Origin of the sequence: Streptomyces sp. NPDC046900 (assembly GCF_040644975.1) — a bacterium.
In the GTDB taxonomy this organism is placed as follows: domain Bacteria; phylum Actinomycetota; class Actinomycetes; order Streptomycetales; family Streptomycetaceae; genus Streptomyces.
The window spans coordinates 1-22,701 of sequence record NZ_JBEYXD010000109.1; the positions used below are offsets into that span (position 1 = coordinate 1).

Genomic DNA, 22,701 nt, shown 5'->3' on the forward strand with positions numbered 1-22,701 from the left:
CGTGCGGGCCCATCCTGACGTCACAATCATGATCGTCCCGCACGGCCGTTCGCATGCTCAGGGCAGGGTGTCAGCTATCGCGCACCAAGTCGTAAAGAGGCCGACCTGAGTTCCTGGCTGGACGCCGCCACCGAACAGCTCCCCGACACCGCCCTCCTCGGCCGGCTCACCGACTTGTGGCCGACCCTGGAAGGCCCCCTGGGCCGGGCCCTGGGCGCCCGGGCCGAGCAACGAGCCCGCAGCCTGCACAGCCTGCTTGAGCGGCGCTGCAGCGAAGAGGTCACCGGAGTCGAAAGCGTTCTGGCCGACCTGGAGCGCTCCATCCGCACCGCGCTGGCCGACCACGCCCACTGGGAGCAGGCCAGCCTCTTCGAGGTCGCCGCCGAGGCGAACCAGCTCCGCAAGGACCGTGCCGCGCTCACCGAGCGGCTGGAGGCCATCCCCGGCCTGCGCGAGCAGGAAACCGCAGCTCTGCGTCGGCGCTACGCCGAACCCACCGCGCGCTGGTTCCCCGCCGCCGTCACCTTCCTCATCCCCTCCGCGCTGGCCCGAGGTACCCGTTGATGCCGCGTTCAACCAAGCCCGCCGCCCCCGCCCCTGGCCAGCAGCACGCCGACTGGCTGCGCCTCCTCCCGGTCGACGGGCCGTTCCTCGCCCTGCCCGTCCTCACCGAGACCTTCCCGCACGGGCTGGAAACGATCCCCGAAGACACCCTGGCCCGCGTCCGGCAGGCCTGGGCCGAGGTCTGCGAGGCCCCCGACCTGCTCGCGCCCGCCTGGACGGACCTGGTCCTGCGAGAGCTGCTCACCTACAGCGGCCCGATCCTCGCCGAAGGGGCGACCGTACCGGCCGAGTTCACTGCAACCACCTTGGCCCCTGGCGGGAGCCTGCGGCCGGACGCCGTGGCGTTTGGCCCGGACGGAACGGGAGGCCGCGCCGGCCGCCTGCTCGTCTACCGCCGTCCCTGGGAGGAACGGCTCACCCGCGCATCCAAGAGCGAGTCCTCCCCCCTCGAGCAGGCCGCCGAGGCCTGCCGCCGCACCGGCACCCCGCTCGCCCTGGTCACCAACGGCCGCCTGTGGATCCTGGTCCACGCCCGCCGCGGCGAACCCACCAGCGCCGCCACCTTCGACCCGGACTTGTGGCTGGAAGAGCGCACACTGCTGCGCGCCTTCACCACCCTCCTCAGCGCACAGCGGGTCCTGCCGCCCGCCACCCGCCCGGACGGGACGCCCACCCAAAGCCTGGCCGCCCTGTTCGACCGCAGCGCCTCAGCCCAGGCCGAGATCACCGACACCCTGGGCCGCCAGGTCCGCGCCGCCGTCGACCTGCTGGTGGGCGAACTCTCCCGACTGGACCGCGAATCCGGCGGCACCCTGCTGGCCGACGTCGAAGCACGCGATGTCTACCGGGCCGCACTCACCGTGATGATGCGCCTGGTGTTCATGCTCTATGCCGAGGAGCAGCGCCTGCTGCCGATCGAGTCGGAGCTGTACGCCGACTCCTACGCCATCTCCACCCTGCACCGGCACCTGGAAGACGAGCGCAGCCTGTACGGCGAGGAGGTCGGCGACCGCCGCTCCGCCGCGTGGCCGCGCCTGCTCGCCACGTTCGCTGCACTGCACGGCGGCAGCGAGCACCCCGACCTGCGCATCCCCGCCTACGGCGGCTCCCTGTTCGACCCCGACCGCTACCCATGGCTCGCCGACACCAAGGTCAGCGACCGGGTCGCCCGCGAGATCCTCGACGCACTCCTGGTACTGCGCGGCAAGCACGGCGCCGAACAGCTCTCCTACGCGGGCCTGAACGTCGAACAGATCGGCCACGTCTACGAAGGCCTGCTGGAGTTCTCCTGCCTGCGGGTCACCGAACCGTACGTGGGACTGGCCGGCAAGCTGGAACCCGAACTGCCCCTTGCCGAAGTCGAGCGGGCCCACAGCGAGGGCGAGGCCGCCTTCGCAGACTGGCTGAAGGACAAGGCCGGCTTCACCGCGGCGACTATGAAGAAGGCACTCACCGCCGAACCGACCGGCGACGACCTCGCCGACCTGGACGCCGCCTGCGACAACGACGCCGCACTCGCCGAACGGATCCGCCCATTCCTCGGCCTGCTCCGCCGCGACCTGCGCGGCTGGCCCGTCGTCGGTCCCATCGGCTCGGTCGTCCTAACCCAGGTCGGCGACCGCCGCGCCACCGGCACCCACTACACCCCCCGTGCCCTGGCCGAAGAAGTCGTCGAGCACACCCTCACCCCCCTGTGCTACTTTCCCGGCCCCGCTGACGGCGCCGAACCCGACACCTGGCAGGTCAAAACTGCCGACCAACTACTGGCCCTGCGCGTCGCCGACATCGCCATGGGCTCCGGCGCGTTCCTCGTCTCAGCCTGTCGCTACCTGGCAGAACGGGTGGTGAAAGCGTGGGAGCGCGACGGCCTGCCTGTCGAAGTAGCGGTGCTGGTCGGTGAGGAGGCCGACCGGGACGAGCTGGCTCGGACGGCGCGACGGCTGGTCGCGGACCGGTGCCTGTACGGGGTGGACCGCGACCCCATGGCCGTCGAGCTCGCCAAGCTGTCGCTGTGGCTGGTCACCCTCGCCAAGGACAAGCCCTTCAGCTTCCTCGACCACGCCCTGCGCCACGGCGACTCCCTCATCGGCGTCACCTCAGTCGACCAGATCACCGCCTTCCACCTCAACCCCGACACCGGCCGACGCATCAACGCACGGCTGTACGGCGACATCGAGGAAGACGCCGCCCGCATCCTCGCCCGTGCAACCGAGGTACGCGAGGACATCGCTGCGATGCCGGTCGTGGACATTCGGCAGGCACAACTCAAGGCACAGAAGCTGATGTATGCCGACGACCTCACCGACAAGCTTCGCCTGGCCGCTGACGCTGTGGTGGCCGCAGCGCTGTCCGGTGCAGGACAGAAGGCGAGCGCCTACGACGACCGGCTCACAGGCCTGTCCGAAGAAGTCCAAAACGCACTGCGCGGCGACACCAAACCGGAGAAGGCGGCACGGCAGCGTATCGACAACTGGTTGCGCGGCCCTCGACCGGAGCCGATCCGGCCACTGCACTGGCCGCTCGAATTCCCCGAACTGTTCGGACCGGCGGGGCGCGGGTTCGACGCCATCGTGGGGAACCCGCCGTTCGTGGGCGGGAAGAAAATCTCACCGGTGGCTGGTGAAGACTACCGCTCTTATCTCGTCGAGCGCGTCGCCAACAGAGTGCGCGGAAATGCTGATCTGTGCGCGTATTTCCTTCTTCGTGACACCAGTCTGGTGCCGGCCGGTCGAATCGGCATCATCGCCACCAACACCATCGCCCAGGGTGACACCCGCGAGGTCGGCTTGGACCAAGCGGCTAAGCAAGGGTTGGGCATCTACCGAGCAGTGAAGTCCCAGCCATGGCCAGGCACGGCGGCGTTGGAGGTTTCCCTCCTCTGGCTTGGCCAGGCTGGGAAAAGCGAGCTTCGCGTGCTGAATGGCCAGTCGGCACGTGGCATCACACCCTCACTCGACCCGGTCAGCCGGATCGGCGGTAATCCGCACCCCTTGGCAGCCAATGCTCGACAGTCCTTCCAGGGAGCCATCGTCCTCGGCATGGGCTTCATCCTCGCACCGGAGCAAGCTCATGCATTCCTCGAAAGAGACGCACGCAATGCTGACGTGCTCTACCCATATCTCAATGGAGAGGATCTCAACTCTCGCCCGGATTGCTCCCCCAGACGCTGGGTGATTAATTTTGGAGAGATGACAGAGGAAGAGGCCCGTCGATACCCTGCTTGTTGGGCCCATGTCGAGCAAAATGTCAAGCCTGAACGGATGCAGAAGGATCCGAAGAAGTATCCGCGGATGGTCTACGAGTGGTGGAAATTCTGGAACTCACGCCCTGGCCTTCAGCAGGCCATCACTGGCCTCGATCACGTACTCGTGATCGCGCGCGTAACAAAGCATTTGACGTTCGCGCGGGTATCGAGTGACCAGGTATTCAACGAACGACTCGTGGTCTTCGCAGATAACACCTCAGGTCTCCTGGCAGTATTGACCAGTGAGATACACCAAGCATGGGCTCTAAAGATGGGGACGACGCACGAGTCACGTCCCGTATATGGGCTTTCAGAATGCTTCGAGAACTTTCCTCAGCCCATCCATACCGACCAGATGGGCAAGGCAGCTGAGGAACTGCACGCCTACCGCAGCTCGCTCATGTTGGAGCGGCAACTCGGGTTGACCAAGCTATATAACCAGATGCATGACCCGAAGGTAACCGACCCGGCGTTCGAGCAACTGCGGCAGATCCATGTAGCGATCGATGAGGCGGTCAACGAGGCCTACGGCTGGACTGATTTGCATCTAGACCACGCTTTCCATGAGACCAAGCAAGGCACCCGGTTCACCATCGCCCCCGAGGTTCGGGGCGAGGTGCTGGACCGGCTGCTCGAGTTGAACCACGCCCGTTACGCCGAGGAGCAGGGCGGCGGTAGCCGGAGAAAAGGCGGTGACGCCGTCGTCTTTGACGACGGAGCGCTGCTGGCTCCGCCGGATGCCTTGTTCTGAGAGCAAGCTGCCTGCATGTCAGTCGTGGAATCTAGGGTGAGCCGTATGGGTGACGAGGGCGTGCTGCGGGTGCCGAGCGCGGCGGAGATCAGGGACGAGTTGGTGGAGGCCGTGGTGGCCGACCTGCTCGGTCCGGTGGGTGACGTGCCTGAGGAGATTGTGGAGCGCCCGACCGATCGGTATCTGCTGGGTCGACTCGCGCCGAGGGGAGCGGTGATCGAGCCAGGTGAGCAGGAAAACCTGGCCGGCGCGGAGCCCAGCGGGGGTGAGGAGGGTGATGCGGAGCCGGACGCCCCCAATGTGCCGAGCCTGTTCCCGTCTACGTTCGGGTTCACCGCGTGTGTGGACGGCGAGGCCCGGGAGTTGGCTGTGACGGCGACGTGGGCTCGCTACGAGACGGCGACGGCGCCGGAGGGCAGTCGTCGCAGCAGCGTGTGGCGACGGGTCCCGATGGGTGACACGGTCACGGTGCCGCTTGTCGAGGGTGATTTGCAGCCGGTCACGCCAGATCCGGAGGCGCCGCAAGTGCGGGTGCGGGGCCGGGCGCGGCGCTTCGGTGGCAACTGGCTGGTGTCGCTGTTCCTCGTCAATGATCAGGCGGGTGCCATAGGTAAGCAGCAGGCGTGGTTGTTTCAGGCTGAGTTGTCCGCCGCGGCTCCGGACGGCGTTGCGGTGTTCCGGCGCCGTATGGTCGATCGGGCTTCCGGTGGGGATGCCGCTGACCGGCAGGAGCAGAACCAGTTGGCGATGACGTACCGGTTTCATCCGGAGTTCGCGGTTGGCCACGGCGTCGCGGTCCATGTCGAGGCAGCGCCCGGGGATCCGTTGGCCGCGGTCGCGATCCGCACGACCGCCGTGCCCGGATACGAGATTCCGCACACGGACGTGCCTACCGCGGCGGAGGACCCGGACCTGCCGGAGCTCGCCGAGTTGGTGACGGACATGGCCCGGCTGGGGGCGATGGGCCCGGCGGAGCTGGAGGCGGCGTTGATGCCGCTGGTGACCGGCTACCGGCGGTGGATCACCGACCGGGAGGCGGAGATCAGCGACTCCCGCGCGCACTTGGACGATTTCACGCACGAGGCCCATGCCAACCTGGCGCAGGCGCGGGAGGCGGCCGAGCGGATCGAGGCGGGTATCCGGCTCGTGTTGACCGATGCGACGGCGCGGCAGGCGTTCGCGTTCGCCAATCAGGCCATGCACCTGCAGCGCGTGCACAGTCTTGCCGCGGCCATGCGCCGTGCGGATCCGCAGCGGGTCACGCTGGAGGCGGCGCTGGCGGAGTGCGATGTTGCCAAGAACCGGAGCTGGCGGCCGTTCCAGTTGGCGTTCGTGCTGCTGAATTTGCCTGCGCTGGCCGATCCGGCTCACCCGGAACGCGGGACGGACTCGGGTGTGGCGGACCTTTTGTGGTTCCCCACCGGTGGCGGTAAGACCGAGGCCTATCTGGGGTTGACTGCGTTCACGCTGGCGATGCGCCGTCTGCAGCCCGCGTGGGGGGATCGCGATCCTCGTGCCGGCATGGCTGTGTTGATGCGCTACACGCTGCGGCTGCTGACGATCCAGCAGTTCCAGCGGGCCGCGGCGCTGATATGCGCGTGCGAGGTGCTGCGCCGCCAGGATCCTGGAACGTGGGGCGAGGAGCGGTTCAGGATCGGCCTGTGGGTCGGTGGGCAGGTCACGCCGAACCGGACGGATGCGGCCGAGGAGTGGCTGACCCGGCTGCGGAACGACAGGGGCGAGTCGCACCGGGCTTCCCCGCACCAGCTCACCAGCTGCCCGTGGTGCGGCAACCCGATCAGCCCGGGGCGTGACATCCGGGTTGACGGCGTTCGGCGGCGCACGCTGATCCTGTGCGGCGATCCCCACTTCGCCTGCCCGTTCACGGAGTGGAACAGCTCGGACGACGAGGGCCGACCGGAGGGGTTGCCGGTCGTGGTGGTGGATGAGGAGATCTACCGGCTGCTGCCGTCCTTGGTCATCGCGACGGTCGACAAGTTCGCGCAGCTGCCGTGGAAGGGCGAGACGCAGGCGCTGTTCGGGAACGTCACCGAGCGCTGCGAACGCCACGGCTACCTGACCGCGGATTTGAAGGACGCCGACTGGGAGAGCAGCTCCCATCCGGCGAAGGGGGACGCTCGGGCGGCGCGTACGGTGCCGGTGCGTGCGCTGCGGCCGCCGGATCTGATCATCCAGGATGAGCTGCATCTGATCTCGGGGCCGCTCGGGTCGCTTGTGGGCTTGTACGAGACGGCGGTGGACCGGCTGTGTACGTGGGAGGTGGGCGGCGGTCGGTCGGTCAGGCCCAAGGTGATCGCTTCCACTGCGACCGTGCGCCGGGCTCAGCGGCAGATCAGCGCGCTGTTCTTCCGTGACACCCGCGTCTTCCCGCCTCCGGGCTTGGATGTGCGCGATACCTTCTTCGCTCGGCAGCGCGACACCGACCAGGTGCCCGGGCGGCGCTATGTGGGGATCTGCGCTCATGGCACTCGGATCAAGTCGACTCTGATCCGCGTCTATGTGGCGGTGCTGGGTTCGGCGCAGCGGCTGCATGAGAAGTACGGCCGCAACCCGGTCACCGATCCGTATATGACGCTGGTCGGGTACTTCAACAGCTTGCGGGAGCTGGGGGGTATGCGGCGCCTGGTCGAGGACGACGTCTCCACGCGTCTGGCGCAGGCCGACGGTACGGTGCTGGCCCGCCGGTACGATCCGGTGCTGCGCGAGTTGACCTCCCGGCTGTCCAGCAGCGACATCCCGGAGATCCTCGATCAGTTGTCCACCGCTTTCCCGGCCACCAGCGCCAGGGCGGGCAAGAGCGGCAAGGGGGCCAAGCGGCCCATCGACGTGCTGCTGGCCACCAACATGATCGCGGTAGGAGTCGACGTGCCCCGGCTGGGTGTGATGGTGGTGGCCAATCAGCCGAAATCGGCCGCCGAGTACATCCAGGCCACCAGCCGCGTGGGCCGTGCGGCGCCGGGACTGGTGTTGACCGTGCTCAACTGGGCGCGGCCTCGGGATCTGTCGCACTACGAGCGGTTCGAGCACTATCACGCGACGGTCTACCGTCATGTCGAGGCGCTGTCGGTGACGCCGTTCGCCGAGCGTGCCGTCGACCGCGGGCTGACCGGTGTGCTCACCGGGTTGATCAGGAATCTGGAGTCCACGTACAACGGCAATCTGCGGGCTCGGGACGTCGACCGGCACAGCCGGCTCGCCGACCACGTGGTGCGGTATCTGAAGCGGCGTGCCGCGGAGACCACCGGTTCCAACGCCACGGGCCTGGAGGTGGAGCAGGCCCTCGAGCAGCGGCTGGACCACTGGGCGCACGAGCGGTCCGTGCCTGCCCGCCGGCTCGCCTACCGCAAGCCCTGGGGCAAGGCCGACGATGTCGCCGGGCTGCTGCGCGAACCCGATCAGGGGCGCTGGCGGCTGACGACGTGCCCCACCTCGTTGCGTGATGTCGAGCCTGGCATCCGGTTGCTGATGGCTACCGGCAACGATCTGGGTGACCACGATCAGCCGCCCTTCCTGCCCGCAACGGGGCCGGACGGCACTGGAGGAAACGCGTGAACGCCACTGTGCGACTCGGAGAGCTGCGCCCCAACCAGCTCCTGCACACCTTCGGCGTGGGCGCCATCGCCGACCTGCCCAATTTGTCGGTGATGGTCCTCGGGCTGGACGGCTGGCAGCTGGACCGCGCGGACATCGTCCGTGAGGAGCGCCTGCTCGCTGCGGTGCGCAAGATCCTCGGCCCGCAGGTCGACACCCTGCGCACCCCGCCCTACACGCCAGAGGACTCCGACCCGTTCGGCGACTGGAGCCGCATCGGCGTCCCGGTCGGGCTGTTCCCGCGGTGGCTGCGCTGCTCGAACCCGCAGTGCAACCGGCTCGCCTCGGTCGTGTCCGGGTTGTTCGAGCTGCTCACCAACGCCTACGCCCCCGACAAGATCCGCTACGTGCACAACTGCCGGGGCAACGGCCGTAACCGGCCCACCGCCGTACCCGCCCGTTTCGTGCTCGCGTGCCCGGACGGGCACATGGACGACTTTCCTTGGGTGTATTTCGTCCACCGGGGCGCCGAGCCCTGCCCGGACGGCACGTTGAAGCTGATCGGCCGCGGCACCACCGGTGAGGTCACCAGCGTCTACGTCGAATGCTCCTGCGGGTCACGGCGCGCCATGTCCGAGGCCTACGGGGAGGCCGCGGAGCGGAACCTGCCCGCCTGCCGCGGCCGCCACCCCCACCTGGGGACCTTTGAACCGTGCGGCACCGCTGCCCGCACCGTCGCTCTGGGCGCCACCAACAGCTGGTTCGCCATGCAGATGCGCGTCTTCAGCCTCCCTCGTGCCGTCGAGCCCCTCGACCACGCGGTCGCCGAGCACTGGGGGCAGCTGGAATTGCTCGCCCTGCTCCCCGAGGAGCACGCCGTGGGGCTGATGCCCAGCCTGCAGTGCTGGCCCATGCTGGAACCCTTCGGCAAGGCCGCCGTGTGGAAGGCGGTGCGCCGCCGGGCCGCCGCAGCGAACGCTCCCGCCAGTGAGGGGGACGACGTCTTGGACCTGGCCGCGCCCGAATGGCAGGCCTTCACCGGTCCCCGCGATGTCGAGCTGCCCGATTTCACCACCCGCCGCACCGCCGTGCCGGCGGGGAGCGGCGATTGGCTCGACGAGGTCGTCTTGGTGCCCCGGCTGCGGGAGGTCGCCGCCCTGTATGGCTTCGCCCGCATCGACGCGCCCGAGTGGGGCGTGGTGGACACCGAGGAATACCGGCGCGCCCCGCTCTCCTCCCACGCGCCCACCTGGCTGCCCTGCGCCGAGATCCGCGGCGAGGGCATCTTCCTGCGCTTCAACGAGGATCGCATCGCCTCCTGGGAGCAGCGGCCTGATGTCGCCGCGCGCCAGGCGATCCTGCGATCCGCCCACCGCTCCTGGCGCGCCCAGCGTCGCCTGGAACCCGATGAGGGCTGGCCGGGCGCGCGGTACCTGCTGCTGCACACCGTCTCCCACGTCCTGATCCGGCAGCTCGCCCTCGAGGCCGGCTACAGCGCCGCCGGCATCAGCGAGCGCATCTACGCCCACACCGGTCCCGAGCCCATGGCGGGCATCCTGCTGTACACGGCCGCTCCGGACAGTGAAGGCACCCTGGGCGGGCTGGTCGGCCTCGGCGACCCCGACCGGCTCGGTCCTCTGCTCGAGCAGGCCTTGGACGCGGCGAGCCTGTGCAGCTCGGACCCGCTGTGTGCGGAGCACGATCCCCGCGGCCACGGCCGCCTGTACGGGGCGGCCTGCCACGCCTGTTTGTTCGCCGCCGAGACCACCTGTGAACGCGGCAATCAGTACCTGGACCGTGCCCTGGTCGTCGACACTCTTACCGGCCCCGCCGTCGGCTTCTTCAAGCGGTGACCGCACCGCCTGTGCCGGCCTCGGAGCCGACGCCTGTAGCCGGCCTGTCCGCGGTGCTGGCGCGCCTGGCGGCCGAACTTCCGTCTGCCCACCGGCAGGCCTGGATCCGAGTGCTGCACGCCTCGCCCGTGCCCGCGCCCGGCGTGGAGGCGCGGCTGCTGACGGCCTGGCCTGGCGGCACCCGGGCCGAGCTCGCCCGGGCGCTGATGCGTGCCTGGAGCAGCGCCCTCCCGACGCCCGACGGTCCGGCGGTTGCTCTCGCCCTGCAGGCCGCGGCCGTTGCCCACACCACGGCGACTGAGGCCCGCCGCGTCGACCTGGTGGTCAGCGGGCCTACAACAGCGGCCGTGCCCGTCCGGTACACCGCCCAGGTCATCGCCGAAGTGATCCGGGCCGCCCGGCGGCGTCTGATCGTCGTGAGTTTCGCCGCGTACCAGATCCCGGAGGTTGTGACCGAGCTACGCGCTGCGGCCGACCGTGGCGTGCGCCTCGACGTGGTCTTGGAGTCCCCCCGCGAAGACGGGGGCGTGTTACGCCAGGACGCCCGCACCGCCTTCGGCACTCTGGCCGCGGACTTCTGGCACTGGCCTGCCACCCGGCGCCCTACCGAAGGCGGACGCGCCTCGCTGCACGCCAAGCTCATCGCCGCCGACGATCACACGGCCTTCCTCGGCAGCGCCAACCTCACCGGGCAAGCCTTGACCCACAACCTCGAGGTTGGGGTGGTCCTGCGCAACCCCGAGGTGGTCGGCCGCCTTGTCGCGCACTTCCGCACGCTGATGAACCAGGAGCACGGCATCCTGCGGCGGCTGTGACCGCGACGGGCCGTCGACGACCCCGGTCACGGGCGCGGCACCGCATTCACCCCCGTGGGTGCTCTTGGGCGTCAACAACCTCATTGAGGGCCGAAGCCTGGCAGGATTCCGGCAAGTGCCCGGTCAGGGCTGCACGCGAGTCAAGACCGCCTGCATGACACGATCAGTCATCCGCCCTCTGCGACGCAAGCGGGCGGACGTAGCGTCCACATCGTGTCGCCGGGCTTGAGTTCTGCGGCAAGGGCGATATGGGCGACTGGGACATCATCCGGGCGGAGCTGGACGCCGCCGAACGCGAACACCGAGTGATCTCCGACCTCGTGGCACGGATCATCGCCTCCCAGTTCTACGACAGCCAGTCCGCTGCGCTGTATGCGCTGTCCTCCACCGGCACCATCCAAGATGGCTGGGACCTCGAGATCCGCGCCGCGACCGCGGACGTCACGGGGACCGATGAGCAGAGCGCGCTGGAAGCACTGACTGCCTATTGCGCTCACCGTGCCGACAAGGGGGCACAGCCTCATTGGACGGATCTGACATGGTGACCACCAGACCGTCAGGGAGCGGCCGCGTCAACGGCGGTAGGCGGGACCGCCTCGATGAACAGGCCCCTTTCGTCTGACGCTGGGCGTCGAAGAGGCGCAGTGTGACCGGCTGATCGCCGCCCCGCGGAGGCAGACAGATGGTGCGTGAGCAGGGCGAGTGGCCAAGCGACCGCAGAGCCCCTGCGCCAGCCGCACCGATGGTTAGGGCAGTGTTCGCCGCCACCTCGGGGGCCTGGGTCCAAGGTGGAGAACCGATCGCCCGTGAGATGCGGTTCAATGTATGTTCACTGCAGGTCGCAGGGGGTTTGGGGCAACGGTAGGTGTTGGGTTGCGGCCTGCTGTCGTCGCGCGTTGGGGGTAGGGCAGTTGCCGAAGCTCGGTGTCGCCAAGGACTTTCTCGTCGAGTACGCCAAGTTGCAAAAACCGGTGCAGAAAGCGGTGGACGACGCGATCGCGAAGTTCGCAGCGCATACGCATGCCGGTCTGCATCTGGAGAAGCTCTCTCATGCGCGCGACCCGCGCATCCGCACCATTCGCATCGACAAGTTTTGGCGCGGTGTGGTCCTCGCTCCGGAGGCCGGCGACGACTATTGCCTGATCAGCGTGCGGCCGCATGACGACGCGATCGAGTACGCGCGCAGCCGCCGTTTCGGCGTCAACGCTGTGCTGGGCGTGTTGGAGGTGCGCAATGAGCAGGCGCTGGAGGCGATCACGCCGGCGATGGAGCACATCGCCGGGACGACCGAGAAGCGTCTGCTCGGTGCGGTAAGCGACGCCGACCTGCTGCGGCTGGGGATCGACCGCGATCTGCTGCCGCTGGTCAGGCTCTTGACCACCGAGGCGCACTTGGACGCGCTCCAGAAGATTATTCCGGAGAACCAGTACGACGTCCTGCTGGCGTTGGCCGCCGAGATGGATCCCGATGAGGTATGGCAGCAGGTCGCGGCCCAGCAGTTGCCGGACGGCAAGGCTCCGGACGTGGTGGACGCCGAGGACATCGGTGCTGCGATGGAGCGCAGCCAGGGTCGCATCGCGCTGGTTGACGGGCCTGAAGAGCTGCTGGGCATTTTGGCCAGGCCGTTCGATGCCTGGCGGGTTTTCCTTCATCCCACGCAACGTCGTGTGGCCTACCGGCCGTCGTACGCGGGTGCCGCGCAGGTCACCGGAGGGCCTGGCACGGGCAAGACGGTGGTGGCCTTGCATCGCGTGGCTCATCTGGTGCGCGGGCTTGCCGACGGGCAGCGCATCCTGCTGACCACATTTACAAAGGCCCTGGCTGCTGGGCTGCGGCAGTCACTGGCCCTGCTGCTCGAGGAAGAACACCTGCGCCAGGTGGATGTCGTGCACGTCGACAGCCTCGCTCACCAGCTGGTCCGCACCGCCCGCGGCGGGCAGCGGCTGGAGGTGGTCCTCGACAGTGACGAGAAGGCGCGGTGGGGACGGACCATTCGGGAGCTGGAGCTGCCGTGGACCGAGCCGTTCCTCGCCCAGGAGTACCGCCACGTCGTGCTGGCGCAGTCAATCTCCTCCCTGGAGGAGTATCTGAAGGCTCCCCGACGCGGCAGAGGCAGCCAGCTCGGACCGGTCCAGAGGGCCAAGGCGTGGCGGGCTGTGGAGATATTCACCCAGCAGCTGCGGGACGAGGGCAAGTTCACGCACCTGCAGATCGCCGACGAGGCAGCCCGGGTGCTCGCTGCCCGCGGTGAGCCTGCCTACCGGCATGTGGTGGTCGACGAGGCTCAGGATCTTCACCCGGCGCAGTGGCGGATGCTGCGGGCGTGTGTCGCCGAAGGTCCGGACGACCTGTTCATCGCGGGCGACCCGCATCAGCGCATCTACGACAACAGGGTGTCGCTGCGCAGCCTGGGGATCAAAGTGGCCGGGCGGTCCGCGCAGTTGTGGCTCAACTACCGGACCACGCATGAGATCCTCACGTGGGCCACAGCCCTGCTGACGGGTGAGTCATTCGGCTCTCTGGACGGCAACGACGACGGTGGCATCGGACAGAGCGCCGAAGGCCTCGACGGGTACCGGTCCACCTTGCACGGCACCCGCCCCGTCCTGCACCAGGCTGCGACCCAGATCAAGGAGCTGGATGCCCTGGTCGACCAGATACGCGCCTGGACAAAGGCGGGGGTGCTGCCGCAGGAGATCGGGCTGGCTGCCCGTACCCGCAAGCTCGGTGATCTCGCAGCCGAGCGGCTTGCGGAGGCGGGCCTCGAGGTCGCGATGCTGCGAAACGATCCGCCACCGGAGCGTGCGGCCGTGCGGATCGGCACAATGCACGCGATCAAAGGTCTGGAGTACCGCTGCATGGCAGTCATCGGGGTCACCGCGCACAGCGTGCCTGCCGCCAGCGCGGTCACCCCCATGGAGGTGGACCGGCTGCAGCACCAGACCGACATGCTCGCCGAGCGGTGCCTGCTCTTCGTCGCCTGCACCCGTGCCCGTGAAGGTCTGTTCGTCTCCTGGAACGGCGAGCCCAGCCCCTTCCTGCCGGCCTGAGCCACCCGCGACCGCCTCTATCGAGGAACCCTGCCCTTGCCGAAAACCTCATCCGCCCAGGTGAGAGCCGGCATGCGGGATGCGCGGGTTCTCGAGCACGGACGCTCAAATCGGTACTCTCGCGCGGCTGGCGATCACCCCGGCATGATGGCTGGTCGTGCTGCTGCGACTGGCTTACCTGACCGTGACGAACGCGTTCGCCGTGCTGCGCCTGCTGCCCATGAGTGACCGGGACAAGGACGCGGAGATCCTTGCTCTGCGTCATCAGATCACGGTGCTGGAGCGCCAACTCGGTGGCGAGAGAGTTCGGTTCGCCCGGAGCGATCGTGCGTTCCTGGCGGCGATGCTGCACCGCCTGCCCTCGGAGGTGCTGCGCAGGATACGGCTGGTGGTGCGTCCGGACACGGTGCTGCGCTGGCACCGCGATCTGATCGCACGCCGCCACGCTGCCCGCTCCCGACCCAAGCGCCCGGGAAGGCCGCGGACCGTGCGCTCCATCCGGTTGCTGGTGCTGCGGCTCGCCCGCGAGAACCCCAACTGGGGATATCGCCGCATCCACGGCGAACTCCTCGTTCTAGGCGTCACGGTGGCCGCCTCCACCGTCTGGGAAATCCTCCAGGAAGCCGGGATCGACCCCGCACCCGAACGCGCTACAAGCACGTGGGCGGACTTCCTGCGCTCCCAAGCCGACGCCCTGCTGGCATGCGACTTCCTGGAAACGATCACCTTGTCCGGGGCACGGATGTATGTGTTCGCGGTAATCGAGCACACCAGCCGCCGAATCAGGATCCTCGGCGCCACCGCGCACCCCACCGCCACGTGGGTGACGCAAGCCGCGAAGAACCTCGTCATGGACCTCGAAGACGCCCGCCACCGGGCCAGGTTCCTGATACGGGACCGGGACGGGAAGTTTCCCGCCCTCTTCGACACGGTCCTCAACGATGCGGGGATCGAGGTAGTGCTCAGCGGAGTACGGATGCCGCGCATGAACTCGATCATGGAACGGTGGGTGCAGACCTGCCGGCGCGAGCTGCTGGACCGCACCTTGATCTGGAACCAGCGGCATCTGCTCCACGCACTATGCGAGTTCGAAGACTTCTACAACACCCACCGGCCCCATCAGGGCATCGCCAACGCCCGCCCGCTACACCCCTTGCCGATGCCGATCACCGATCCGGAGCAGATCACCCACCTCGACATACGACGACGCCAACGACTCGGCGGCATCCTCCACGAGTACCAACATGCCGCCTGAACTGGTCGGATGAGGTTTTCGGCAGGCGCAAGGTCTTCCGCCTGCGCCGTGACACCGGCGGCCTCGACGGCACCTGGACCAGGAAGGAGATCGTCTTCGGCGTCACCAGCATGCCCGCTCGCCTCGCCGGCCCCGCTCACCTCAACCACTACGAGAGGGCCCACTGGTCCATCGAAAACAAGATCCACTGGGTGCGGGACGTCACCTTCCACGAGGACAACTCCCAGGTCAGGACCGGCACCGCCCCCCGAGCCCTGGCCAGCTTCCGCAACCTGGGCATCAGCACCTTCCGCCTCGCCAAACGAGCCAACATCGCCCACGTCCGCCGCGATCTCCTCAACCACAACGACGCCTTCGCCGCCTACGGCATCTGATCAACTACTACGAAGTCGGGCGTAACGGAACAACGCCGGGGCCGTGCGCACCCACCTGGTCACAAAGACCGTGCCTGCGCCTGCCTGCCGGCGTGAGGGGCGTCGGGCTTGTCCTGTGCCTGCGTGTGCATGGCTCGTACCGGTGCCGCGGTCTCGTGTGTGTCGTTCGCGATGCCGCTGCGCAGGTCCTGGATCTCTTTCAGGCCGATGTCGTCGCCGTGGAGATTCAGCTGCTTGCGGACGAAGGTCTTGGGGTTCAGGTCCTGGAAGTCGAATTCTTCAAATTCGGGGCCCAGTTCCTTGCGGATCTCCTGCTTGGTGCTGTCCGAGAATTCCCGGACTCTGCGGACGAATCCCATCGTCTCGGTGATCATCCTGGGGAGCTTGTCGGGGCCGAAGACGAAGACGGCGACGGCTGCGAGCGCGACCACCTCAAGGGGGCCTACATCGAATATCACTGTGGAGCTCCTCGGTCATTCGGCGGTGAGCCCTTCTTCGGGGGGCTGCAGGGTTTGGTTTCCGACGAGGCCCGCAGGACCGGCGGTCGCGTGGTGCCACGCGGGTGGACTGGACTCACAGGACGAAATCCACCGGTTCTGGGGACTGCGGGGCGGTGGCGCCTTCGTGGGAGGACATCTGCTCCAGGACGGACGCTTCGTCGTCCCTCAGCCGGTAGTCGGGGTCCGCGGCCCGGCGGCGCGCTGCCGCGCGGTCATGGAGGGTGGCGACGGCCAGGGCGGCCAGGAGGAGCAGGCTGATGGGTACGGCCAGGGCGACCATGGTGATCGGGTCGCCGGTGGGGGTGGCGACCGCCGCGAAGACGAAGACGGCGAAGACGGCCGTCCGCCACTGGCGGCGCAGGGTGGCGGCGCTGAGGATGCCGAGGAAATTCAGCAGGAGCAGCATCAGCGGGAGCTCGAAGGAGAGGCCGAAGACGAGCACCGCGCGGAGGAAGAAGTCCAGGAACTCATCGCCAGGCAGCGAGAGGGAGAAGGTGTCGGGGTTAAATCCGGCCAGGGTCTCGACCGCCTTGGGGAACGTCACATACGCGAGGTAGCCGCCGAGGCAGAACAGGGGGACGGCGGCAGCGACGAAGCCGAGGCCGTACTTCTTCTCCTTCTTGTATAGCCCGGGCGCGACAAAGGCCCAGAGCTGGTAGCTCCACACCGGAACCGCCATGACGAATCCGGCAGTCACGGCCACCTTGAAACTCAGGGAGAGCGGGGACAGCAGTCCCGTGTTGACCAGCAGCCCATTGGGACACTCCCGGGTCGGCCGGCCCACACCGTGGACATGGGTCAGGGTGCAGGCCGGTCCGGTCAGCAGCTGGAGCAGCCAATCGTGGATGAGCCATCCGACGACGGTGGCGGCGGTCAGGGCGAGGATCGAGATGGCCAGGCGGTTGCGCAGCTCACGAAGGTGCCCGGTGAGCGGCATGACCTGCTTGGATGCCTTCCCCGGCGTTACAGAAAGGGCGGATGCGCCCTGCCGGATACCGTTCACCGCGTGACCTCGGGTTCGGTACGGGCGCGCTCGGCGGCGCGGCGGGCCGGTTCCGCTGCCGCAGCGACCTGCCCGCCGGCTTCGGGCGCGTCGGTCTGGACGCCTGCGCGCGGCGCGGCGCCCGGTTCGGCGGCATCCGTCTTCATCGCACTGACTTCTGACTTGAAGATGCGAAGGGACTTGCCCAGCCCCCGCGCGGTGTCGGGGAGCCGCTTGGCCCCGAAGAGCAGCAGGACAACGGCTGCGATGATGATGATTTCCAGAGCACGGTTCTCAAGCACGGATGTCACTCCAGTTCAAATCTTGTGGGCCGGCTTCACGACCCGGCTGGGGCACAGCCGGGACGTGCAGCCGATCTCGGGCGTGTCGGATGTCTGGGGGGATTGAACAGAGCCGGCCCAAAACGGGGGCAGGCAGGCGGACTTGCTCGTCTACCGCAGCGGCCGGAAGCCCGCGCGGAGTTCCTGCGCAAACAGGTGTGGCTGCTCCCAGGCCGCGAAGTGCCCGCCCTTGGAGAGCTTGTTGTAATGGATGAGGCGGGGATATGCCTTCTCGGCCCAGCTCTTGGGGGCCTGGTAGATCTCGTCGGGGAAGACGCTGACGGCAGCCGGGATGGAGACACCCTTGGCGTCGACGACGGAGAGCTTGTTCTCCCAGTAGAGACGAGATGCGGAAACCGCTGTGTTCGTCAGCCAGTAGAGCGAGATGTTGTCGAGGACGTCGTTGCGGGTGAGCCCCTCGCGGTGTCCGGCGAAGGCTCGGGAGATCATCTCCAGACTGCGCACGTCATGGTCGAGCAGGAAGGCTGCCAGACCGACGGGAGAATCCGTCAGCCCGGTCAGCGTCTGCGGGCGTGTGCCCATGATCCGGGCGTAGGCGATGTGCTGCTTGTACAAGAAGTCCAACTGCTCGCAGGCACGCCTCTCCTCGTCGGACAGGCCGGAGGGCAGCGGGTTGCCGGACTGGAGCGCCTTGTAGATGTCGGGCGGAACCGTGCCGGGCAGGTTGGTGTGGATGCCGAGTAGCCCCGCGGGTGCCTGTACCGCCATGATATCGGTGACGAGCGCCCCCCAGTCGCCGCCCTGCGCCACGAACTTCGTGTACCCCAGGCGCTTCATCAGCTCTGTCCAGGCACGCGCGATGCGCTCGGGGCCCCAGCCCGCCGTGGTCGGCTTGCCCGAGAACCCGTAGCCGGGCAGCGACGGAATCACCAAATGCCTCCGAGGACGCCCCGGCCTTCAGGCCGGGGAGGAATCGGACCCCTGCGGAGCAGGGCAGGAAACGGGGTTTCACCCCCAGGGCGAAAGACCGCCCACATGATCGGGTAAGCTGTGCGTGCGTTGCGAGAACCAAGCGCGCACCGTGCCGATCGAGAACCAAGACGGCACGCGCACCTCCAAGCTTTGCCGTACAAAACCGGGCTGGTTTCAACCCGGCTGGTGTTGATCGTGTAAGAGCTGCTGGTCGCTGACCCGCAGCCAGCGTGAGCCAGGAATCCCCCTGCTTCAGCTGGGGGAGGATTCAATACATGGAACGCGTCCGACGCGCTCGCGCCGTGGGCCGTGGGATTGGTGAGCGGCTCGATGATCTTCAGCTGCTCGATGACCGAGCCGGGCCATCCGTGGGTGACGATGAGCGGCAGGGCGTCCTTGTGCTTCGAACGGACGTGTATGAAGTGAATGTCCAGTCCGTCGATCTCGGTGATGAACTGCGGCAGGGCGTTCAGCCTCGCCTCGACCTTGCGCCAGTCGTAGTCTGATGCCCAGTAGCGCGCGAGCTTTTTCATCGTCGCGAGCGGCACGCCTTGTGACTGGTCCGCGACGGTCTCCATGTCGGGCCAACGGGTCGCAGTGATGCGGCGGTGGAGATCGACCAGTTCCTTCTGCGGCACATGGACACGGAACGGGCGGATGCTCCCGCGCGCTGACGCGTCGAGACCGGATCCCGTCGCGGTCGCCGCCGCGGCAGATTGGGCGGGGAACAGGCCGAAGGATCCCGCGATCGCGGCGGCCGTGGCGGCGGCCGAGGTGGAAAGGAACTTCCGACGAGAGTGCAAGCCGAATATTTCGGACACGATGAATCTCCTGGAGTTGCCGCCACGCAAAGGCGAGAGGAATACCTCGAACGCAACTACTGACGGTGCGAGGTGTTGTGAGGGCCGACGCGGCCCGGATCGCATTCAGGACGGAAAACATCTTCCGGAATGCCGGGGCGAAGCTTTCTCGCTCGCCTCTGCTTCCACGGTAAGGGTCTGACTTGCAGATCGCAAGGCAGATCGCATATGAATCTACCGATATAGGACAGAGCTGCGAGTGAGGGGCACGGCCTGGACGGAAACACCGGACGGAACACCGCGGGAGAGCGGGCCAGGGCCCCGCCGAGGACTCCGGCGCACTGGCCCTGCTTTCATCGGTCTCGCGACCAGTCCCCACACGTCCGCGTACACGAGGGACGCCGCAAGGAAAGGCCCAAGAACCCTGCCCTGCCGGTGGGAGCGGACACCACAGCAGCGAGATGCGGCCGGTCAACGTTCATGAACGTGCGGGTGTCCGCCCGGGGCGCGTGCCCACTGCCGGCGACTGCTCCCTGGCCAGGGGGCAGGATGCCACGCAATTCACCCTGGCAAATGGGAAGTTCAACGTCAGGGGCGAGGGCCCTTCAGCCGTCAGCGGGGGCTTCGGTCAAGCCCTGGCCACCGTGTCCGTGACGCTGACCACCTCGGTGACGGGCACCTCGTGACCGTCGTCGTCGAGGTACCCCACATGGACGGGCGAGCCGGAGCGCGTCCGCCGCAGCATAGAGGGGCCCGAGGGGCGCCGGCGGTGGAGGTCGCCCCACTGCTGGAGTGCGGACATCACCACCCGCAGGTCGCGCCCCGCCTCCGTCAGGTGATAGCTCTGCCGCGGCCTACTGCCCGGCTCCCGATAGGTCTGCGTGCACAGCACGCCGCTTTCGACAAGAAGCCTGAGCCGGGCGCTGAGCAGGTTCGATGCGATGCCCAGGGCTGACTGGATCTCGGCGAACTTGTGTCTGCCGGCGAAGATTTCGCGGAGCACCAGGAAGGACCAGCGCTCGCCGAGTATCTGCAGACTGCGCTCGATGGAGCACGCCGGTTCGTCGTCCGTGGGGCCTGACCACTGCCGTTCGGTTGACACTGTCCACCTCCCACATGGTGCCGACTCATGGTGCCGACTCGCGCATATGTGCGGCTGCGGCACGGTGCTACAGCCGAGTCTACACCCTGAATTTCATCTTGCAATTCAGACCTCCGGCCACCGCCCCGACCGGCACCCCCACAGAAGCGACCGCGCGCCCGGCCCCCCTCACCGCACCGCCCTGACCAGGGGCGACCCGCCGGCTCCGGGCACGCTTACCTCGCACCGGCCCCGCCCGCCGGCGCAGCCCACGCACCTCGCACCTCGCACCCCTCACCTCGCAATCCACACCCCGCATCCTCGGCGGCCGCAGTGGTGCACAGCACCCAGGGAGGTGCAATACATGATCAATCAACTCGAAGTCCGACCTATCCTAGCTTGCAAATATAAATCTAGAGGTTAGCCTGAGACCCAGGAGCGGCGCGCTGGACGCGAGCCGCTCGGAAAACCCTGACTGCGGGACGCCCTTCCGGCCGCGCCGGATGGTGCGGCAGCGGCCGTCGAGCCGATCGCAGCCGGATTCCCCCGTTTGTGCCGGTTCTGCCGGCCAGCGGACGACCACTTGCCAAGAGCCCGCCTGAACGGGGCGTGCCTGTTGCAAAGGAAGCACGATGGAGATCAAAGGATCAGTCGCCCTGGTGACGGGCGCCAATCGCGGCATCGGCCGTGCGTTCGCCCGCTCACTGATCAGCCACGGCGCAGCAAAGGTCTACGCCGGCGTCCGCGACCCGGCCGACGTGACAGATGCCGACCTCGTCCCGCTGCGCCTGGACGTCACCGACCATGAGGAGGTCGCCGCGGCCGCCGCCCTCGCGAACGACGTCTCCATCGTGATCAACAACGCGGGAGTCGGCGGCGCGAGCACCCGGATGCTGGAAGGCGCCTTCGACGGTGCACGCCAGGCGATGGAGGTCAACTACTTCGGCACCTGGGCGGTGGCCCGGGCCTTCGCCCCGGTCCTGGCCCGAAACGGCGGTGGAGCACTGGTCAACATGCTCTCGCTGGCGTCCTGGATCGGCCAGCCGCAATTCCCCGGATACGCGGCCTCCAAGGCCGCGCAGTGGTCACTGACAAGTTCCCTGCGGCAGGCCCTGCACCCGCAGGGAACCCTGGTGGTCGGGGTACATGCCGGTTTCGTGGACACGGAACTCAGCGCCTGGACCGACGCACCGAAAATCAGCCCCTCCACCGTGGCCGAGCTGACCATGGACGCCCTGACCGGCAACCAGTTCGAAGTCCTCGCCGACGAGGAGAGCCGGCGTATCAAGGCCACCCTCTCGCAGCCGGTCAGCGCGCCATCCGGCACCTGATGCCACGCGGCGCCTGGCGGTGCGCCGGCCTGGGCCGGAAACGGCCGGCGCGCAAGGTCCTTGCGCAGGGCGGTGCGGACGTGCGCAGGCCGGGGAATCCCCGCCCCGGCGCACGTCCGCACCCCGGGTCTGCCGCCCTGGGCGGGCACTTTCTGCCGGGGCCGCAGGGCGGCACGCGTTAAGTCCTGGCGCTTGGGGGCGGCAGCACCGCTGGTGGCCGATGACCGGCGCGCAGAGCACAACGGCCGGCCACCAGGCACGCCCCACCACGGGGGACGCAGACGCGGGGGACACAGAAAGGGATGATCGATGGGCAGTTCCATGGAAGCGGCATTCACCGTGGCCCAGACGGCCGTTGAGGCGGCCGGCGCCGGCGCGGCCATAACCCTGCCGGATGCGGATGAGAGGGTGGTCGGGTGGACGCAGGCCGCCGCCGAGCGGCTTGTCGGCTACGCGCCCGCGGACGTGGTGGGCCGCTCCGCTGCCATCCTGCTGGCGGACGGCGAGGACCGGGCGAAAGTCTCGGCGTTCTTCGAGCAGGGCACCGCCCCCGGCCGCTGGTCCGGCTTCGCGAAGGTCCGTCACCGCGACGGCCACAGGATCGACGTGCGCCTGTGCGTGCAGTCGCTGTCCGGACAGGACGGCCGGGCCCAGTGGGTCGTCTCGGCGAGCGAGAAGACCACACCTCCCTCGTGGGCGGCGCACGAAGCGGCGCATCCCTCGCTCCCGGGGGCGCTACATCTCCCCAGCCGCCTGCCGGTCGGTGTCGCGATACGCGACACCGAGCTGCGCTGCACCTGGGTGAACGACACCCAGGGCCTCAAGGACGGCATCCCCCTCATCCGGCGGCTGGGGCGCAGGCTGACAGAGGCGGCCTCGGCGGCGAGGCCGAAACGCTCGAGGCACTGATGCGCCAGGTGCTGCAGAGCGGCGTCCCGACGCTCAACGTGGAATACCGGGCGTTCCTGCCGCCGCAGGCACGCAAGGAACGCACGCTGACGGCCTCCCTCTTCCGCCTCGACGACGCACAGGGCCGTGCCCTGGGCGTGCGCGCCGTGCGCGTGCGTGTCGGGCCGGTATTGGAGGCGTTTGAGCCGGTTGCGGACGAGGGCTTCCAGGCGGTCTGAAGCACCATCAGCCATTCACCAAATGTCTCCGAGGACGCCCCGGCCTGAAGGCCGGGGAGGGGTCCCTCGACCCGCCTCCGGGCCCCCGGATCCCGGCCCGCGACCGTCGTGCGGCGCTTGCACCGGTGTCTTTCCGCACTGGGTGTCT

The 22,701-nt window shown here is 68.2% G+C and carries 18 protein-coding genes; 12 read left to right on the forward strand and 6 right to left on the reverse strand.

What is annotated here, in order from left to right; genetic code table 11:
* Positions 1 to 174: 174 nt before the first annotated feature.
* From ABZ904_RS44945 to ABZ904_RS44985, 9 genes are all read left to right on the forward strand, one after another.
* Positions 175 to 564, forward strand: a complete 390-nt coding sequence (locus ABZ904_RS44945) for a hypothetical protein (protein ID WP_361829905.1) — start codon at positions 175 to 177, stop codon at positions 562 to 564.
* On the forward strand, positions 564 to 4,559 hold the full coding sequence (locus tag ABZ904_RS44950; RefSeq protein WP_361829907.1) for a type IIL restriction-modification enzyme MmeI: 3,996 nt from the start codon (positions 564 to 566) through the stop codon (positions 4,557 to 4,559). Before ABZ904_RS44945 ends, ABZ904_RS44950 begins: the two co-directional genes overlap by 1 nt.
* 45 nt (positions 4,560 to 4,604) lie before the next feature.
* The gene (gene drmA / locus ABZ904_RS44955) at positions 4,605 to 8,132 is read left to right on the forward strand and encodes a DISARM system helicase DrmA (protein ID WP_361829909.1); all 3,528 of its coding nucleotides are present in this window, start codon (positions 4,605 to 4,607) and stop codon (positions 8,130 to 8,132) included.
* Positions 8,129 to 9,964 carry a DUF1998 domain-containing protein gene (locus ABZ904_RS44960; protein ID WP_361829911.1) on the forward strand — a complete coding sequence of 612 codons (1,836 nt, stop codon included), beginning with the start codon at positions 8,129 to 8,131 and terminating at the stop codon, positions 9,962 to 9,964. The genes drmA and ABZ904_RS44960 overlap by 4 nt, the downstream gene beginning before the upstream one ends.
* Positions 9,961 to 10,779 carry a DISARM system phospholipase D-like protein DrmC gene (drmC, locus tag ABZ904_RS44965; RefSeq protein WP_361829913.1) on the forward strand — a complete coding sequence of 273 codons (819 nt, stop codon included), beginning with the start codon at positions 9,961 to 9,963 and terminating at the stop codon, positions 10,777 to 10,779. The genes ABZ904_RS44960 and drmC overlap by 4 nt, the downstream gene beginning before the upstream one ends.
* Positions 10,780 to 11,027: 248 nt before the next feature.
* Positions 11,028 to 11,324, forward strand: a complete 297-nt coding sequence (locus ABZ904_RS44970) for a hypothetical protein (RefSeq protein ID WP_361829915.1) — start codon at positions 11,028 to 11,030, stop codon at positions 11,322 to 11,324.
* A gap of 366 nt (positions 11,325 to 11,690) precedes the next feature.
* On the forward strand, positions 11,691 to 13,829 hold the full coding sequence (locus ABZ904_RS44975) for a UvrD-helicase domain-containing protein (RefSeq protein ID WP_361829939.1): 2,139 nt from the start codon (positions 11,691 to 11,693) through the stop codon (positions 13,827 to 13,829).
* 157 nt (positions 13,830 to 13,986) lie between these two features.
* A complete protein-coding gene (locus tag ABZ904_RS44980; protein WP_361829917.1) occupies positions 13,987 to 15,084 on the forward strand; it encodes an integrase core domain-containing protein in 1,098 nt (365 codons plus the stop codon).
* 110 nt (positions 15,085 to 15,194) lie between these two features.
* A complete protein-coding gene (locus ABZ904_RS44985) occupies positions 15,195 to 15,458 on the forward strand; it encodes a hypothetical protein (protein ID WP_361829919.1) in 264 nt (87 codons plus the stop codon).
* A 59-nt stretch (positions 15,459 to 15,517) separates the two neighbouring features.
* Here ABZ904_RS44985 and ABZ904_RS44990 read toward each other — a convergent pair whose 3' ends face one another.
* From ABZ904_RS44990 to ABZ904_RS45015, 6 genes are all read right to left on the reverse strand, one after another.
* A complete protein-coding gene (locus ABZ904_RS44990) occupies positions 15,518 to 15,916 on the reverse strand; it encodes a Sec-independent protein translocase TatB (RefSeq protein ID WP_361829921.1) in 399 nt (132 codons plus the stop codon).
* A 115-nt stretch (positions 15,917 to 16,031) separates the two neighbouring features.
* Entirely contained in the window at positions 16,032 to 16,895 is an 864-nt protein-coding gene (gene tatC / locus ABZ904_RS44995) for a twin-arginine translocase subunit TatC (RefSeq protein ID WP_361829923.1), read from the reverse strand.
* Positions 16,896 to 16,957: 62 nt separating this feature from the next.
* A complete protein-coding gene (tatA, locus tag ABZ904_RS45000) occupies positions 16,958 to 17,242 on the reverse strand; it encodes a Sec-independent protein translocase subunit TatA (protein ID WP_361829925.1) in 285 nt (94 codons plus the stop codon).
* Between the two features lie 150 nt (positions 17,243 to 17,392).
* Complete coding sequence (locus ABZ904_RS45005) at positions 17,393 to 18,172, reverse strand: alpha/beta hydrolase (protein WP_361829927.1); 780 nt, start codon at positions 18,170 to 18,172, stop codon at positions 17,393 to 17,395.
* Positions 18,169 to 19,035 carry an epoxide hydrolase N-terminal domain-containing protein gene (locus ABZ904_RS45010; protein WP_361829929.1) on the reverse strand — a complete coding sequence of 289 codons (867 nt, stop codon included), beginning with the start codon at positions 19,033 to 19,035 and terminating at the stop codon, positions 18,169 to 18,171. The genes ABZ904_RS45005 and ABZ904_RS45010 overlap by 4 nt, the downstream gene beginning before the upstream one ends.
* Positions 19,036 to 19,642: 607 nt before the next feature.
* Positions 19,643 to 20,116: a helix-turn-helix domain-containing protein gene (locus ABZ904_RS45015; protein WP_361829931.1), complete on the reverse strand. Its 474-nt coding sequence runs from the start codon at positions 20,114 to 20,116 to the stop codon at positions 19,643 to 19,645.
* Between the two features lie 611 nt (positions 20,117 to 20,727).
* Here ABZ904_RS45015 and ABZ904_RS45020 point away from each other — a divergent pair.
* The 3 genes from ABZ904_RS45020 to ABZ904_RS45030 all read left to right on the forward strand — a co-directional run bounded on the left by ABZ904_RS45020 (position 20,728) and on the right by ABZ904_RS45030 (position 22,553).
* The gene (locus tag ABZ904_RS45020; RefSeq protein WP_361829933.1) at positions 20,728 to 21,426 is read left to right on the forward strand and encodes an SDR family oxidoreductase; all 699 of its coding nucleotides are present in this window, start codon (positions 20,728 to 20,730) and stop codon (positions 21,424 to 21,426) included.
* 309 nt (positions 21,427 to 21,735) lie between these two features.
* Positions 21,736 to 22,335, forward strand: a complete 600-nt coding sequence (locus tag ABZ904_RS45025; protein WP_361829935.1) for a PAS domain S-box protein — start codon at positions 21,736 to 21,738, stop codon at positions 22,333 to 22,335.
* Complete coding sequence (locus tag ABZ904_RS45030; RefSeq protein ID WP_361829937.1) at positions 22,335 to 22,553, forward strand: hypothetical protein; 219 nt, start codon at positions 22,335 to 22,337, stop codon at positions 22,551 to 22,553. The genes ABZ904_RS45025 and ABZ904_RS45030 overlap by 1 nt, the downstream gene beginning before the upstream one ends.
* Positions 22,554 to 22,701: the final 148 nt, after the last annotated feature.